The organism is Paracoccus onchidii (assembly GCF_028294535.1).
Lineage (GTDB): Bacteria > Pseudomonadota > Alphaproteobacteria > Rhodobacterales > Rhodobacteraceae > Paracoccus > Paracoccus onchidii.
The window spans coordinates 1-15640 of the sequence record NZ_JAQBIE010000004.1; the positions used below are offsets into that span (position 1 = coordinate 1).

Here is a 15640-nt window from a genome sequence, read left to right on the forward strand (position 1 = left end):
GTCGAACTGTTCTGCAACCCGAAGCGCAAGCACACGAACAACGGCATGCTGTCGCCCGTTGATCTCGAGATCAGACAGCAGAAACTGAACGAGGCAGATGTGCAGGAAACAAGGGGCAGCTCAATGTGAACCGCTCCGTGTTTTCCGGAGGTTGATTTTGGTTAGTTACGCGGCCATGTCTTCAGTTTCCAGAGCGGCGTAGAAGGTTGCCTCTGCTTCTGCCGGCGGGACGTTCCGGATCGGCTCGAGCGGGCGGCGATTGTTGAACCCATCCTCCCATTCAAGGGTGGCATATTCGACGGCCTCGAAGCTGCGCCAAGGGTCGCGGCGATAGATGACCTTGGCCTTGAAAAGACCGTTGATCGTCTCAGCCAGCGCATTGTCATAGCTGTCGCCAACGCCGCCAACCGAAGGTTCGATGCCGACCTCGTCCCGCCACTCGGTGTAGCGAATGAACAGGTGTTGAGAGCCGCGGTCGGAGTGGTGGACGAGCCCCGCGCCCTTGACCGGACGGCGATCATGAACAGCGCAGGCAGGCGTCGAGCACGAAGCCTGCCTGCGCTGTTTGGCGTGCCCGCCAGCCGACGACGCGACGCGCGTCGGCATCGATGACGAAGGCTGCATAGACGAACCCCCGCCAAGTCGCGACGTAGGTGAAATCGCTGACCTAGAGCAGGTTTGGCGCGGGCACGCGGAACTGCCGGTTCACCTTGTCCTGCGGGCACGGGACCTTCTTGTCAGGGATGGTCGTCTTGTGTGGTTTGCCTCGCAATAATGCCCTGAATGCCCATCCCCCTCATCAACCGGGCCATCGTGCAACGGGCGACATCGAAGCCTTCCCGATCCAGTTGCCGCCAGACCTTGCGCACGCCATAGACACGCTGGTTCTCTTTGAACACGCGCTCGATCTCGGGTCGCAAGGCCGCCTCCCGCCGGACGCGATCCGACAGCCGGGCCGGATCGGCACGCTTCGCCAGGTGATCGTAGCAGGTGGACGGGGCGATCGGCAGAACCTTGCAGAACGGCTCGACCCCATGCGCCTCCCGATGATCGTCAATAAACCCGACCATCACCTCGACCGGCGGTCGAGCATTTCAGGCAGCGCTCGAAGCGATGCCGCTGCTGCCTTCGATCATCGCAAAATACGCTGACGCCTTGCGCAGGATCTCGTTGGCTTGGCGCAGTTCCCGGTTCTCCGGCTCCAGAGCCTTCATCTTCTCGGCCTTCTTGATCCACTCGTGCAGGGGCTGGGGCGCACAGCCATAAGGGGTCACGATTGGATGTCAATTGACATATATAGCGTCCGATTTGGGTTGCGTCAGGCGATGCCTTTCCAGGAGCCATTTCAGCGACGCTGCCGGAATCTGCACCGCAGTATCGGCGTGATCATACCACATCACCTATCGATGGCGCGGCGTGCAATCATGCCTTCACACCAGTCGGAAACGTGGCCATTGATCTCCTGCTACCGAGAGAAGCTCGGGGGCGTCCGGCCCCCCTCGGGGCAGCGCGATAAGCCAGCGGCCCTGAAGTCGCGCGGTTCCGAACTCAGGGCGCAGCGTCAGCGGTGACGCGATGATATTCGGTGACAGAACATCGCGGTGCATCGTGTCGTAGAATTTTCGACTGCCCTTTGGTCCAATGATCCGAGGGAATCTCGGGGAAGAATGCATCGGCGTCCTGGATCTCGGTTTCGACCGTAGACAAAAGGATGCGATCTGCGCGGCAAAGCATCTGGCGATAGATCTGCTCGCCGCCGATGCAGTAGATATTCTTGTAGCCGCGCGATTCCGCATGGGAGATTGCGCCATCCAGTTCGACGACCGCAATCTCGGGGCCCAGGTCCAGCGGCTGACGGCTGACCACGATGTTCAGACGGTTTGGCAGCGGGCGTTTGGGAAGGCTGTCCCAGGTTTTTCGGCCCATGATCACGGCGCCCCCCGTGGTCTGCGCCTTGAAATAGGCGAAATCCTCGGGGATGTGCCAGGGGATGGTATTGTCACGGCCGATGGCACCGTTGCGATCCTGAGCGGCAATCAAGGTCAGCATGGACATCAGACCGCCACCGGGGCCTTGATCGCAGGATATGGATCATATCCTTCGAACTTGAAATCTTCGAACCGGAAATCCGTCAATTGGGACACCTGCCGCTGAATCGTGAGGCGAGGCAAGGGGCGCGGCGTCCTTTCAAGTTGTTCGCGCACCTGCGACATGTGGTTCGCGTAGATGTGAGCGTCACCAATCGTGTGCACGAAATGGCCGGGCTGATAGCCGCTGACATGGGCGATCATATGGGTCAGCAGGGCATAGCTGGCAATGTTGAAAGGCACCCCCAGGAACATGTCGGCAGAACGTTGATACAGTTGCAGATGCAGTCTTCCGCCTAGAATGCGCACCTGCCACAACGTGTGACATGGCGGCAGTGCCATGGCATTCACCTGCAGCGGATTCCAGCCAGAGACAATCAGGCGTCGGCTGTCGGGTGTGTTGCGAATGCTGTCCATCAGGGTCTTGATCTGATCGGCTTCGGGTTGGGGGGCTGTTTCGCCCTCGGCGCCGAAGCTGCGCCACTGGTGTCCGTAAACCGGACCCAGATCGCCGTTCTCATCCGCCCACTCATTCCAGATCGAGACACCGTTCTGTTGCAGATAGCCGATATTGGTATCACCCGACAGAAACCACAGAAGTTCATGGATGATCGAGCGCAGATGCAGCTTTTTCGTGGTGACCAGCGGGAAGCCCTGTGAAAGATCATAGCGCATCTGCATACCGAAGCAGGACCTGGTTCCCGTGCCGGTGCGGTCCGAGCTGTCTTCACCCTGTTCAAGGATGGTGTTCAGGGCATCCAGATATTGTTGCACATTGCGCTCCTTGGACCATTTGTCATGTTCTGCGTCGGGCAGATGCCGATTTTCCTATGTCAAAGATGTCGGCTTTGAAACCCTTGGGCAAGGATGCTGGTCCGATCGTCAAAGATTGTAAAATGCGTCACGAGTCCTGTGATGATCGCGGGGTTCGTCTAAGCTGCTGACCGGATGACGTGTCGCGTGACATGACGGGCGCGGGCGCATATACGGTGCTGGTGCTTCTAGTAAACGGTTGTTGATATGCAGATCGAAGAAACTGCCCTGCCGGGGGTTCTGATCATAACGCCCAGGCGCCATGGCGATCATCGTGGCTTTTTTTCCGAAAGCTGGAACAAGAGAACGCTGGAACGCGCAGGGCTGAGCCTGCCTGAATTCGTGCAAGACAATCATTCGATGTCGCGAGAAACCGGGACTTTGCGTGGATTGCACTATCAGTCGCCGCCGCATGCACAGGGCAAGCTGGTGCGGTGTGGCCGGGGCTGTCTGTTCGACGTGGCGGTGGATGCGCGCCGGGGCAGTCCGCATTTCGGTCAATGGGTCGGTGTGGAACTGTCCTGTGAGAATGGCCGTCAACTTTGGGTGCCGCCGGGTTTCCTGCACGGTTTCGTCACCCGCGAGGCCGATACCGAGATCATCTATAAATGCACGGATTATTACGATGCGGACAGTGACGGCGGTGTGCGCTGGGACAGTCTGAATATCGAATGGGGTGTCGCGCGACCGATCCTGTCTGACAAGGATCGCGATTGCGTCGCGTTCGGCGAATGGCAAACTCCTTTCAACTTCAATGGTGATGCATGAAGATTCTGGTTACGGGCGGGGCAGGGTTCATCGGCTCGGCGGTGGTGCGATTGGCGGTCCAGCGCGGGCATGAGATCGTTAATCTGGACGCGCTGACCTATGCCGCGAACTTGGAAAATGTGGCTTCGGTCAAGGATAGCGATCAATACAGCTTCGAGCAGGCGGATATCCGTGACCGCGCGGCGTTGGACCGGATTTTCCGTGATCATCGCCCTGATGCGGTCATGCATCTGGCCGCGGAAAGCCATGTCGATCGTTCAATCGACGGCCCCGCAGCGTTTATCGAAACGAATGTGATCGGAACCTTCAACCTTCTCGAAGCGGCACGTGGCTATTGGATCTCGCAGGGTCGGCCGGACAGGTTCAGGTTTCATCACATTTCGACCGACGAAGTGTTCGGCAGCCTGGGCGATGCGGGGCAGTTCAGTGAAACGACGCCCTATGATCCGCGCAGCCCCTATTCGGCCAGCAAGGCCGGATCCGACCATCTGGTGCGCGCTTGGCATGAAACCTATGGTTTGCCTGTCGTACTGACCAACTGTTCGAACAATTACGGGCCGTATCATTTCCCCGAGAAGCTCGTGCCTGTCGTGATCTTGCGTGCCCTGGCGGGCGAGAAGATCCCGGTTTATGGCGATGGTGGCAATGTGCGCGACTGGCTGTATGTCGAAGATCATGCCGATGCCCTTTTGCTTGTTCTGGAAAAGGGGGAAAACGGGCGTAGCTATAATATCGGTGGCGAGAACGAGGCCAGAAATATTGATCTGGTTCGCATGATCTGCGCGCATATGGATCGTCTGAACCCGCAATCCGCGCCACATGAACGTTTGATCGAGTTCGTGCCCGATCGGCCCGGTCATGACCGGCGTTACGCGATCGACCCGCAGCGTATCCGCGACGAACTGAACTGGCGACCCTCGGTGACGGTGCAGGAAGGGCTGCGCCTGACGGTCGACTGGTATCTGAACAATCGCGACTGGTGGGAGCCGTTGTTTCAGCGTGACGGGGTTGGCAAGAGGCTTGGCACGGGATGACCGGGGATATTCTGGTTTTCGGCCGCACCGGGCAGGTCGCCCAGGAACTGGGCCTGTTGGCACCCGGCGCCATATATTTGGGGCGTGACAAGGCGGATCTGAAAGATCCCCGGGGTTGCGCCGAGCAGATTTTGTCGATCAGGCCACGTGCGGTTCTGAATGTCGCGGCCTATACCGCTGTCGATCAGGCCGAGGCCGAGGAACCTGAGGCGCGGATCATCAACGGTGAAGCGCCAGCGGCAATGGCCCGGGCAGCAGCGGAACTGGATATCCCTTTCCTGCATGTTTCGACCGATTATGTGTTTGACGGGACGGGCGGGCAGGCACGTTCGGAAATGGCTGCCACGGCACCCTTGGGGGCATATGGACGCAGCAAGCTGATGGGTGAGCATGGTGTTGAAAATGCCGGCGGCAACTGGGCTGTGCTGCGAACATCCTGGGTTTTTTCCAGTTTCGGCAACAATTTCGTCAAGACAATGCTGCGCTTGGGTTCTGCCAAGGATGAGCTGGGGATCGTTGGCGATCAGATCGGCGGCCCCACCCCCGCCAAGGATATCGCGGCTGCACTTCTGGTCATGGCAGAACAGATGAGCGTCGATCCCGGCAAAGGTGGAATCTACCATTTTGCGGGCGCACCGGATGCAAGCTGGGCCGAGTTCGCGCAAGAGATTTTCGCGCAGGCGAAGCTTGGCTGCAAGATCCGCGAGATTGCGACCGCCGAATACCCGACGCCGGCGGTGCGGCCGCTGAATTCGCGATTGGATTGCGGCGCGATTGCGCAGAGGTTCGGGATCAGGCGCCCTGATTGGCGTGAAGGGCTGGCCGAGGTGCTGGCAAGACTGGAGCAGATAAGATGACACAGCGTAAAGGTATCATACTTGCCGGCGGTTCCGGCACGCGACTTTACCCGATCACGATGGGCGTGTCCAAGCAGCTCTTGCCGCTTTATGACAAGCCGATGATCTATTATCCGATCACCGTGTTGATGCTGGCCGGAATTCGCGAGATCGCAATCATCACGACGCCCGAAGATCAGGCTCAGTTTCAACGCTTGCTGGGGGATGGTAGCCAGTGGGGGGTTCAGTTCACGTGGATTGTTCAGCCGTCGCCTGACGGGCTGGCGCAAGCCTATCTGCTGGCGCGCGACTTTCTTCGGGGCAGCCCGTCCGCGATGGTTCTGGGTGACAACATCTTCTTCGGGCATGGGTTGCCGATCTTGCTGAAGGCCGCGGATGACCGGCCAGAGGGTGGCACGGTGTTCGGCTATCAGGTCAGCGATCCCGAACGCTATGGGGTTGTGGATTTCGATGGGGATGGACGGGCACGCGCGATCATCGAAAAGCCCGCAAAGCCGCCGTCACATTATGCCGTGACTGGCCTGTATTTCCTGGACGGTTCCGCCCCTGATCGGGCCGCTGACGTGCGTCCGTCAGAACGTGGCGAACTGGAAATCACCACCTTGCTCGAAAGCTATCTGTCCGATGGTGTTCTGACGGTCGAAAAAATGGGCCGCGGTTTTGCATGGCTGGACACGGGAACGCATGCAAGCCTGCTTGATGCAGGAAACTTCGTGCGCACATTGGAAAACCGGCAGGGTCTGCAGACCGGCTGCCCGGAAGAAATCGCCTTCGAGGCAGGTTGGATCTCAGCCGATGATCTGCAGGCGAGGGCCGCAAAATTCGCGAAGAACGAATACGGCAGTTATCTGCTGCGCCTGCTGGCCGAGAAAGGCTGACGTAAACGCCCTGTTGCGGTGGCTGCCATCAGGGCCGCCGTGCCGGCGCGGGTCTGCCGATAAAGCCCAAGGTGATACAGCCGTTGCGCGGCTACGGGACCCTTGCAGCGCAGGGCGGCAATTGTCAGGTCCAGGATTCGGCGATTGTCTTCGGTCAATAATGTACGGCTTGCGTTCAGGGCCGTGTGATTGGCCGCGACCCATTTCCCAAAGTCACCGGCAAATAGCTGGCCCAAGCGTTTCGCCATCGCCGAAGTCGTATCGTTCCGGCCCATTTCCGCCATGCCATGCTGGCGATACAGCAGCACCGGATGATGGTCGTGAATGATCTTCGCCCCCGCGCCTGATGTCAGTTGATAGGCCCACCAATCATGCGACTGGATGTCGGCCGAACTGGCCGCTTCCACCCCCGCCTTCAGAAGTGCGGCGGCGGCGGGATTGAAGACCGATGTGTTTCCAGCCATGCAGGCCTGAACCAACGCGTTGCGAAATGTCAGGGGACGAGAAAAATGGCGTGATTGCGCGACCGGTTCAAGATTCTCATCCGTGATGGTTGTTCTTGCCGCGTAATGTGCCGGACCCGAAATCCGTGCCAGTTTGCTGACCGCCCGCTCGATTTTTTCCGGGTGCCAGACGTCGTCCTGATCGCAAAATGCCAGCATGCGGTCACGGGGGGCCATCCTGATCAAATGTAGAAAGTTCTGCGTGGCTCCTTGGCGGGGGCCGTCGATCAAATGTATCCGCCGATGCCCATGCGTATCCGCGAAATTGGCGATCAGCCGGCGCGTGTCATCCTGCGAGCCATCGTCAGACACGAACAGGCGCCAATGCGGGTATGCCTGTGTTGCGATACTATTCAGTTGTTCCTGAATGTATCGTGCGCCCTGATAGCTTGCCATCAGGATCTGGACTTCGCGGCGATCATCGGTCCGGACGTCAGGGTTGCTGGCCGATGGGGGCGTCTGTGTCATGTCGGGCGGTCTTGGTCATGGATGCGCGGGTTCTTTCTGCCGTGTTGTCCGACCTTGCGCAATCGGTCTATCCCGCCTGGCGTGCGATATCGGCAATCAGCACCGCATTGACCGGCAGTGACGTCGCCTGACGTGCAGCCCCCAGCAAGGCCTTGCGCAGCGTTCCGAGGCTGGCTTCGGTGGTGAAATTTCCGTCGAAACCACCCGTGTTGGCGTGGATCAGCAGTTGACGCAGCAATGCGTCGCGCAGCCGATGTTCCTGCGCTTTCATGTCTTCCAGCTGGTCTTCATCGGTTTCTATGCTGAGCGTCAGGATCATCATTGCCCCCATGTCGCCCTGCCGCATCATCGGGACGAAGAACTGGGACGGAAAGGTGAACCATCCCGGCGGGGTATCTTTGTGTTCGGTATGCCCCTTTTGTGTGTCAGCACTGTCAGTTTTGGTCGAGGCGGCGGTGGTGTCGCCTGCATGCTTGGTTGGGGATTGCGCGGCATGATCTTCGGGTGCGGTGGGATGCAGATAGTCCCCCGCCGCGATTCCCGCAGCCAGTCCGATCAGCGGTGCAAGCAGAGTCAGGAATTTTGTCATTGCAAGGCCTCAGTATGGCAGAAGGATATCGGCGATTTGCTGGCCATAGCGGGGCTGTTGCACATCGGTGATCTGCCCGCGTCCGCCATAGGAAATGCGTGCCCCGGCAATCCGGTCATATTCGATTTCATTGTTCCGATCGATGTCGTCCGGTCTGACAAACCCGGCTACGGTCAGCTCGCGCAGCTCGTAATTGACGCGCACCTCTTGCGATCCCTGAATTTGAAGTGTGCCATTGGGCAATCGGTCCACCACGGTTGCGGCAACTCGCAAGGTCAGCTTGTCGCGCCGCGAGATGTTGCCGCTACCCTTGTAGGTCGAGCTTGATGACGCATCTGCAAGGTCGTCAAAGCTGGCGCCGGGTGGCAGTTTGTCTGCCAGGCGTTGCGGAATTCCCACCATCTGGGGAATGGACAGATTGTCATCGGCCGAACGTGACCGGTCCGAGCTGTTGGAAATTTCTGCGCGGTCATCGATTTCGATGACAACTGTCAACAGATCGCCGCGGGTTGCCGCACGCCTGTCCGAGATCAGCGAAGAAGAACCACCGGCCCATAGCGAAGCCGCTGCTTCGGGGCGACCGGAATCGACGGGGATTTCCAGCGGCGGATTGGTCATCGCCAGAAATTCCTCGCTGTTGCGCGGCGATGTGAGGTCGGGTGCCTGACCGATATCGGCGACACGCGAACACGCGCCGAGGGCCAGCGCCAAACATATGAATTTGAAACTTTGCATGGAATATCCTTTGGCCTGATCGGGTCAGAACCCGGCGAGCAGCGTCCCATTGGGCTGAACGCGAACAAAGATGATCTTGCGGGAATCGGTGTTCATGACGCGCACGATGTCGCCCGCCCCACCATCCGAGAGCGCTCGACCTTGCGCCTTGACCTGCAAGGGACCACGCTGAAAGGTGACCGATACGGTTTGGTTGCGTGACACTAGGCGCGGCGTTTGCAGAAGGTTGGCGTGGATCGGACGACCTTCATAAATTGTGACGCGAACCTGCTTGCCAATCGCGCTTGCCGGATCGCTGATGCCGGCGGATTTTCCGTCGATGGCGCGCAGGTCGGCGGGGGCAATGATGGTCCCGGCCTGCAATGTCCGCGCGGCGGCAAGGACCGCCGAATGAACATGCGTCGGCAGCATCGTCAGGCAAAGAAGGATGAGGAGGTGTCTCATCAGCGGACCTGCGTGGTTGCGCCCAGCATCTGGTCTGCGGCGGTGATGACCTTGGCGTTCAGTTCATACCCGCGCTGTGCTTTGATCAGCTCGGTGATTTCACGGACGGCATCGACCGAGCTTTCCTCAAGATACCCCTGGCGCAAGGTGCCGATGCCTTCCTGCCCCGGATCGACAACCTGGGCGTTTCCGGACGCGGCCGTTTCAAGAAAGAGGTTCGAGCCGATCGCCTCCAGCCCCTTTTGGTTGGCGAAGCCGGCCAGCGTGAACTGCCCCAGCAGCTCTGGTTCGACGCGATCGTCGAAATAGGCATGGACTTCGCCGCCCGCGTTGATCGAAATGGATCTCGCGTCCTCGGGGATGGCGATTTCCGGCACGACGGGATAGCCGTCCGATGTCACGATCAATCCGTCGGGCGAACGTTTCAGTCCGCCGTCACGCGTATAGGCCGAAATCCCGGAAGGCAGTGTGACTTCAAGATAACCTTCGCCTTCAATCGCAAGATCAAGATCTCCGCCGGACTGCGTCAAGGAACCCTGTTGCAGATTGACGCTGACCGCCGTGGGGCGAACGCCAAGGCCCAGCTGGACACCGGCTGGTACCACGGTTCCATCGGCCGCGTTGACGGTGCCAGGGCGAGTTGCCTGCTGGTAGTGCAGATCGGCGAATTCGGCGCGGCGCGCGTTGTAGCCAGTGGTCGACATGTTCGCGAGGTTGTTCGAGATGACCTCGACCCGGGTTTGCTGCGCGCTCATGCCCGTGGCGGCGATTTGCAATGCTCGCATGATGTGTCCTCCTATTTGCTCATGGCAGAGATCGCGTTGCGGATCCTCTGGTCTTCACGGTCGAGAAATGACTGACCCAGTTCATAGGCGCGCTGGACCTCGATCATTCGCGTGATCTCGAAGACTGGATCGACGTTGGATTCTTCGAGGAAGCCCTGTCGAACGCGTGGGTTTTCGACCAGTTCGGGTGGATCGTCGGTGGCAAATGTCGTGCCGTGATGATGATTGAGTTGCGTATCTTCAGGCGGTTCGAAGATACCGATGCGCCCGAATTCCAGCCCGTTTGCCGATAGCGTCCCGTCCTGGCCGATCTTGACCGCGCTGGCGCCGGCAGGGATGATGATGGGTGCCTGACCTTCATCAAGCAGGCGGGAACCGTCCGCAGTCATCAACTCTCCCTCGGGGGAGGGAAGAAACGCCCCGGCACGGGTCAGCCGGTTCCCGTCGGGTGTCTCGACAAGAAAGAACCCGTCCCCTTCGATGGCCAGATCGAAATTGCCGTTGGTTTGGGTCATGACGCCCTGTTTGAGGTCGATCAGACGGCCCCTTGCATGGGCCATCGACAGGCTTTGCCCCTTGTCTCCGACGCCCGAAAGATGCTCGGCGAAGATGACGCCCTCGCGGCGGAATCCGGATGTGTTCGCATTGGCGATGTTGTTGGCCACCACCCGCATTTCATTCATTAGGCCGGATTGGCGTGTCAAAGTTGCGTAGATCGCGTTGTCCATGCCTAACTTCCTGCAATCAGGGGAATGATCTGCCCCAGGTAGAAATCCGACAGGGCCGTTGTCATGAAGCTCATGGTGACCCAGAAGACCACCAGCATCAGGCCGACCTTGGGAACGAAGGTCAGGGTCATTTCCTGAACCGATGTCAGCGCCTGAAAGAGGCCGATGACCACGCCGGTGATCAAGGCCACGCCGAGCAATGGGGCAGATATCCGCACAGCAATCAAGAGCGCCTGGCGCAGCATGTCGAAGAGAAGCGTCTCACTCATGCTGCGACCTCAGACCGGCATCCGCAGGATTTCCTGATAGGCTTCGACCACCTTGTCGCGAATGGCGACCACCGTTTCCATGGCCAGTTCGGCTTCGGCGATGGTCTGGACAAGCTGATGGGTTTCAACCTGACCGGTCAACGCCCCGGTTGAAACTGAATCGACCCGCGCCATCTGTGCGGCGAATTCCTCTGCCGCGTCGCCCAGCTTTCCAGCCGTTCCCGAAGAAGCCGCATGGGCCGGTGCCGCGAGTTGGCGTGCGGTGTTGTAAGCATTGGCGGCATTGAGATTGGAGATCATGATGTAACCTTTCAGCGTCTCAGCAGATCGAGAAGGGCCGAACCCATCTGTCTGGTCTGTTCGAACATCTTGAGATTGGCTTCATAGCTGCGCCCTGCCTCGCGTGAATCGGCGATCTCGACGACAAGGTTCACGTTCGAGCCAAGGTAATATCCCTGTTCATCCGCCATGGGATGCGCGGGGTTGTGGATGCGCGGCAATTCGCTGCGGTCGAGAATGGTATCGGATGCTTTCACCTCGCCGGTCGCACGCCCGAATGGTGCGGATTCTTCAAAGGTGACCAGCTTGCGGCGATAGCCGGGCGTGTCGGTATTGGCGATGTTTTCCGCAGTGCGGCGCAGCCTTTCGCTTTGGGCCTGCATCCCCGATGCGGACAGATGAAGCGATGAAACCGGATTCGTCATGATCTGCCTTTCATTATCGGCGGCCGATGCTGGTGCGCATCAGCGTCAGAGCGGATTGATAGATCCCCAGAGACATGTCATGCGCGCGCTTCAGTTCAGCCGCTTTCAGCATTTCCTGTTCCAGTGAGACCGAGTTTCCGTTCGGCGAAAGTTCGGCTGTGGCGCTGTCGATCTCTTGGGACACGGGCGACCATGTCGGTTCGGCGAAGTGCTGGGGGGCAGTACGACGCAGTTCGGGCAGTTGGGTGCCCTGGCGATAGGTTTCCTCGAACGGCTTCAGATCCTGAGCCCTGAAACCCGGTGTGTCGGCATTGGCGATATTGCGCGCGACCACGGTCTGGCGCTGGGCGACATGTTGTCCCATGGCGCGGGCCATGCGCATCATTTCAATTTTCTCAAACATGAGGTTTCTCCTCATTGGCGATAACCCGGTCTTAACTGCAATTGGTTTAGAAACCGTTTCGTGAGGAATGATTGTCCAAACGGAAGGATTGCCGGAATGGAGCAGCTGGAAACGATTGCAGGCCGGATCGCGTCGCTGAGGGTGGCGCGGCATTTCGGGCGGGTGCATGCGATACGGGCAGGACTGATCAGTGTGCGCGGTCTGGCCCTTCGGGCATCGGTTGGCGATCGGGTAGAGATCAGGCTGTTAGATCGCATGATCGGGGGCGAAGTCGTCGGTTTGACCCAGAGCGCTGCCCAGATCCTGCCGGAAGGGAATCACGAAGGTCTGTCCATCGGCGCCGAGGTCGAATTGCTTTTCGCACCCCGGATTTCCCCTTGCGAGGCATGGGTTGGGCGAATCATCGATCCGTTGGGGCAACCTCTGGATGGTCGGCCCCTGCCACAAGGTTCCATGCCGCGTCCCTTTCAATGCGAGGCGCCGCCGGCGGTTCATCGCAAAAGATTGGGCGCGCGCTTGCCCACGGGTCTGGCGGTTTTCGATACCTTGTTACCCCTGGTGACGGGGCAGCGCCTTGGCTTGTTTGCCGGGTCGGGTGTCGGCAAATCGACATTGCTTTCGAACCTGGCGCGTGGGGTTCGGGCCGATATCGTGGTGATCGCCATGATCGGCGAACGTGGCCGTGAATTGCGTGAATTCGTCGAGAACACCCTGGGACCGGAAGGGATGGCGCGCTGCGTCGTGGTGGCGGCAACATCGGACCGGTCGCCCCTGATCCGGCGCCGCTGTGCCTGGGCTGCGATGGCGGTTGCCGAATATTTTCGCGATCAGGGAAAGCATGTCCTGATGCTGGCCGATTCGATCACCCGGTTCGCCGAGGCGCATCGCGAAATCGCCCTTGCCGCAGGGGAACCCCCAAGCTTTCGGGGCTTTCCCCCTTCTGTTTCAAACATGATCATGGCTTTGGCTGAACGTGCCGGGCCGGGGATGGACGGCGGCGGAGATATAACGGCAATCTTCAGTGTGCTGGTTGCTGGATCGGATATGGAAGAACCGATTGCCGATATTTTGCGCGGCACCCTGGATGGCCATGTGGTTCTGGATCGCAGCATCGCCGAACGTGGGCGGTTTCCGGCGATCGATGTGGTCAGGTCGGTGTCTCGGTCCTTGCCTCACGCGGCCGCACCCGAGGAAAACAAGCTGATCGGGCGTGCGCGGGCCGCTCTGGGGGCCTATGCCGAATCGGAATTGATGATTCGCGCCGGTTTGTATTCCGCCGGTTCCGACCCCAAGCTGGACGAAGCTGTCGCGCTGTTTCCCCAACTGGATCATTTTGTGACCTGCCCTAGTTCGGGTATCGCGCAGGGATTTACGCTGCTGGAAACGGCCCTGCGTTTGCCAGCGCATGGCAGGGCAATGCCCTGAAACGCGGGGCCATGTCTATTGGCAGATCCGCCAATCGCCGCGCCGCTGTGCAATATCAAGATGCAGGTGGTCTGCATGGGCAGTATTACTGCCCGGTCCCAATACCGTGGTGAAATACAGGCAGCCGCTGGCACGAACAGCACGTTGAAAGGCTTCGATCCGGTCGCCCTTGCCCTTTCGGGGGGCAATCGGGACGGGATCGTGCCCGTCGAACTGAAAGGACGCAATGTCGATGGCATTGCCTTTGGCATGCTCGGACAGTTTGGGCCTTGAGTTGCCCGTGCCGATTCGGGCACGGCAATGATAGGTGCTGCCTGGGGTCATGCCAGTGATCCGGGGGGCGCCTTGCAGCGTTGCCGCGGCGGGGACGACGAATTCGCGCGTCCACAGGGCAAGCGCGCGGGCGGTCGCACATTGCATCATGGCTTTGCCCTGCAAGGTGACGCCTGGGATGATCTGATCGACCAGAACCGGCCGCGCTATGCCGCAATCCCCATTATCCGGATCAGAAACCGTCGGTGGCAACGTATACTGCGTGCCCAGCATGTTCAGGGCCAGCATGCAGGCGGCAAATTCCTGCTCGCTTGGACGTTCGAGCCACCAATCCGGCGGGGCAGGTGGCCCGAAAGCCATGCTGTCCGGGTCGCTTTGCGGCGCAGGTTCGATCTGTTTCCGGGGCGATGACCGATCAGGGCGCACAGGAGGGGGCGTGGTCGAAATGTTTGCCGCTTCCCCGGCAGGTGTGGCCCCTTGTGCCAGTGCCGTCCCATCGCGGATTTGGCCCAAAGCCAAGGCGAGCAAGGCGATTGGCAGGGCGACCCTCATTGCACCGCTGGCGCGGCAAAGCCGTCGGGCAAGGCATCTGACAATGCCGAACTGAGCGGGTCGGGCGTTGCCGTGGCGGCCCCGGGCGTGGCGTTGTCGGGAAAATCCAGCTCTGGTTCGGCGGTCGTTGCCGGGGTCTCGGCTCTGTTGGCGACCGGTCCTGGTGCGGTACCGATCGCTTCGGCGATTGAAACGCCGGGTTGCAGAAACTCGACGGTGGTCACACCGGAACGGACCATGCCGGCCAGTTCCTGTGCATCCCAGTTCGTCAGGCGAACACAGCCATGGGACTGGCTGTGAAACAGGCGGGACGGCGACGGAGTGCCGTGGATGCCATAGCTTGGCTTGGACAGGTCGATCCAGACCGATCCGACCGGCCCGTTCGGTCCGGGTGGAACAATCAGCGGCTTGTCGTTCCTGCCCTGCTTGAAGTTGCGCTGGGGGTTATAGGTATAGTTCGGGTTCAGCGCGACCGTGGTCACATGATGTGTGCCCGATGGCGACGGGGTGGCATCCGATCCGATCGTGGCGGGATAATCCACCAGCATCCGGCCCCTTGCATTGAATGCCGCCACCCGGCGTGTCGATTTGTCGATGATGATGCGCGTCACCTCGCCCCGGATCGGCGAAGAGGGGGCCGTGACGCTGATCGTGGCACCGGGGGCAAGCACGCTGCCGGGGTTCAGGAAGGCGATGAACTTGTCGTCCATGTGAAAGCGTTCGCCCAGCCGTTCGGCGATGCTGGTATAACCCATCATGCGCATCTGCGCCTTTTCGGCATAGTCGGCGGGAATGGCGTCGACCAGGCCCTGCGCATCCTGGTCGGTGATGGTGTAGGTCATCGTGACGGGCTGGTGCGCAAAGCTTTGCAGCAGGTTCCAGACATGGGGGTCCATGACGCCATCGACGGGCAGGCCCGAGCGGCGTTCGAACGCCATGATCGCGCTTTTGCTCATGCCGCCCTTGAAGCCATCGATGACACCGGGGGACGTTCCCGAACGATCCAGCAGAACCTGAACCTTTGCCGTCAGCGCAGAACGCCCTGCGGGCAAGTCGCCCCCGCCATAGGTCGCCGCTTCGATCTGGGCAGCGGTGAAGGGGGCGTCGGCATGGGCATGCGATGACGCAAAAGCCGCCATCAGGGCGGAAAATGCAAAGGACAGGCCGAAAACAAAAGGCGGCATGGAAGACTCCGGCATTGGTCCCTTTACTATCAGGGGATGAACGCGAATGCGCCAGATAACCCGCGTATCACATTCGGGTCAATTTGCTATTGTCATCCCAATGGGGCGATGAAAGTCTGGCCCGCAATATCGAGGGAGAGG

The 15640-nt window shown here is 59.9% G+C and carries 19 protein-coding genes, 1 pseudogene and 1 other annotated feature; of the genes and pseudogenes, 5 read left to right on the top strand and 15 right to left on the bottom strand.

Annotation, left to right across the window (positions count from 1 at the left end; translation table 11 throughout):
- Positions 1-165 precede the first annotated feature (165 nt).
- The 3 genes and pseudogenes from PAF17_RS03935 to PAF17_RS03945 all read right to left on the bottom strand — a co-directional run bounded on the left by PAF17_RS03935 (position 166) and on the right by PAF17_RS03945 (position 2861).
- Positions 166-1277, bottom strand: a pseudogene (locus PAF17_RS03935) (IS3 family transposase).
- Positions 996-1149 (bottom strand) — a sequence feature (AL1L pseudoknot). It overlaps the preceding pseudogene by 154 nt.
- A gap of 271 nt (positions 1278-1548) precedes the next feature.
- Positions 1549-2055 carry a dihydrofolate reductase gene (locus tag PAF17_RS03940; RefSeq protein ID WP_334223657.1) on the bottom strand — a complete coding sequence of 169 codons (507 nt, stop codon included), beginning with the start codon at positions 2053-2055 and terminating at the stop codon, positions 1549-1551.
- A complete protein-coding gene (locus PAF17_RS03945) occupies positions 2055-2861 on the bottom strand; it encodes a thymidylate synthase (RefSeq protein ID WP_271887784.1) in 807 nt (268 codons plus the stop codon). The genes PAF17_RS03940 and PAF17_RS03945 overlap by 1 nt, the downstream gene beginning before the upstream one ends.
- A gap of 246 nt (positions 2862-3107) precedes the next feature.
- Here PAF17_RS03945 and rfbC point away from each other — a divergent pair, with 246 nt between their 5' ends.
- The 4 genes from rfbC to rfbA are packed head-to-tail and all read left to right on the top strand — an operon-like array spanning position 3108 to position 6437.
- On the top strand, positions 3108-3668 hold the full coding sequence (gene rfbC / locus PAF17_RS03950; RefSeq protein WP_271887785.1) for a dTDP-4-dehydrorhamnose 3,5-epimerase: 561 nt from the start codon (positions 3108-3110) through the stop codon (positions 3666-3668).
- Entirely contained in the window at positions 3665-4702 is a 1038-nt protein-coding gene (gene rfbB, locus PAF17_RS03955; protein WP_271887786.1) for a dTDP-glucose 4,6-dehydratase, read from the top strand. Before rfbC ends, rfbB begins: the two co-directional genes overlap by 4 nt.
- A complete protein-coding gene (gene rfbD / locus PAF17_RS03960) occupies positions 4699-5559 on the top strand; it encodes a dTDP-4-dehydrorhamnose reductase (protein ID WP_271887787.1) in 861 nt (286 codons plus the stop codon). The genes rfbB and rfbD overlap by 4 nt, the downstream gene beginning before the upstream one ends.
- Positions 5556-6437, top strand: a complete 882-nt coding sequence (gene rfbA / locus PAF17_RS03965; protein ID WP_271887788.1) for a glucose-1-phosphate thymidylyltransferase RfbA — start codon at positions 5556-5558, stop codon at positions 6435-6437. Before rfbD ends, rfbA begins: the two co-directional genes overlap by 4 nt.
- Here rfbA and PAF17_RS03970 read toward each other — a convergent pair.
- The 10 genes from PAF17_RS03970 to PAF17_RS04015 all read right to left on the bottom strand — a co-directional run bounded on the left by PAF17_RS03970 (position 6404) and on the right by PAF17_RS04015 (position 12065).
- On the bottom strand, positions 6404-7408 hold the full coding sequence (locus tag PAF17_RS03970) for a glycosyltransferase family 2 protein (RefSeq protein WP_271887789.1): 1005 nt from the start codon (positions 7406-7408) through the stop codon (positions 6404-6406). The two genes, rfbA and PAF17_RS03970, sit on opposite strands and share 34 nt — an antisense overlap.
- A 67-nt stretch (positions 7409-7475) precedes the next feature.
- A complete protein-coding gene (locus tag PAF17_RS03975; protein WP_271887790.1) occupies positions 7476-7997 on the bottom strand; it encodes a hypothetical protein in 522 nt (173 codons plus the stop codon).
- A 9-nt stretch (positions 7998-8006) separates the two neighbouring features.
- A complete protein-coding gene (gene flgH / locus PAF17_RS03980) occupies positions 8007-8732 on the bottom strand; it encodes a flagellar basal body L-ring protein FlgH (RefSeq protein ID WP_271887791.1) in 726 nt (241 codons plus the stop codon).
- 24 nt (positions 8733-8756) lie between these two features.
- The gene (gene flgA, locus PAF17_RS03985; protein ID WP_271887792.1) at positions 8757-9176 is read right to left on the bottom strand and encodes a flagellar basal body P-ring formation chaperone FlgA; all 420 of its coding nucleotides are present in this window, start codon (positions 9174-9176) and stop codon (positions 8757-8759) included.
- A complete protein-coding gene (flgG, locus tag PAF17_RS03990; protein WP_271887793.1) occupies positions 9176-9961 on the bottom strand; it encodes a flagellar basal-body rod protein FlgG in 786 nt (261 codons plus the stop codon). The genes flgA and flgG overlap by 1 nt, the downstream gene beginning before the upstream one ends.
- Before the next feature lie 11 nt (positions 9962-9972).
- Entirely contained in the window at positions 9973-10689 is a 717-nt protein-coding gene (locus tag PAF17_RS03995) for a flagellar hook-basal body complex protein (RefSeq protein ID WP_271887794.1), read from the bottom strand.
- 2 nt (positions 10690-10691) lie between these two features.
- The gene (locus tag PAF17_RS04000; protein WP_271887795.1) at positions 10692-10958 is read right to left on the bottom strand and encodes a flagellar biosynthetic protein FliQ; all 267 of its coding nucleotides are present in this window, start codon (positions 10956-10958) and stop codon (positions 10692-10694) included.
- A gap of 9 nt (positions 10959-10967) precedes the next feature.
- Entirely contained in the window at positions 10968-11258 is a 291-nt protein-coding gene (locus PAF17_RS04005; RefSeq protein ID WP_271887796.1) for a flagellar hook-basal body complex protein FliE, read from the bottom strand.
- Between the two features lie 11 nt (positions 11259-11269).
- Complete coding sequence (gene flgC / locus PAF17_RS04010; RefSeq protein WP_271887797.1) at positions 11270-11662, bottom strand: flagellar basal body rod protein FlgC; 393 nt, start codon at positions 11660-11662, stop codon at positions 11270-11272.
- Between the two features lie 13 nt (positions 11663-11675).
- Positions 11676-12065, bottom strand: coding sequence for a FlgB family protein (locus PAF17_RS04015; protein ID WP_271887798.1), 390 nt, complete (start codon positions 12063-12065; stop codon positions 11676-11678).
- 96 nt (positions 12066-12161) lie between these two features.
- On the opposite strand from PAF17_RS04015, the gene PAF17_RS04020 reads away from it, so the two are divergent.
- Complete coding sequence (locus tag PAF17_RS04020) at positions 12162-13490, top strand: FliI/YscN family ATPase (protein ID WP_271887799.1); 1329 nt, start codon at positions 12162-12164, stop codon at positions 13488-13490.
- 15 nt (positions 13491-13505) lie between these two features.
- Here PAF17_RS04020 and PAF17_RS04025 read toward each other — a convergent pair whose 3' ends face one another.
- Positions 13506-14315 (bottom strand): extensin-like domain-containing protein, encoded by an 810-nt coding sequence (locus PAF17_RS04025; protein WP_271887800.1) that lies wholly within the window; start codon positions 14313-14315, stop codon positions 13506-13508.
- Positions 14312-15499, bottom strand: a complete 1188-nt coding sequence (locus PAF17_RS04030) for a L,D-transpeptidase family protein (RefSeq protein WP_271887801.1) — start codon at positions 15497-15499, stop codon at positions 14312-14314. Before PAF17_RS04030 ends, PAF17_RS04025 begins: the two co-directional genes overlap by 4 nt.
- Between the last annotated feature and the right edge of the window lie 141 nt (positions 15500-15640).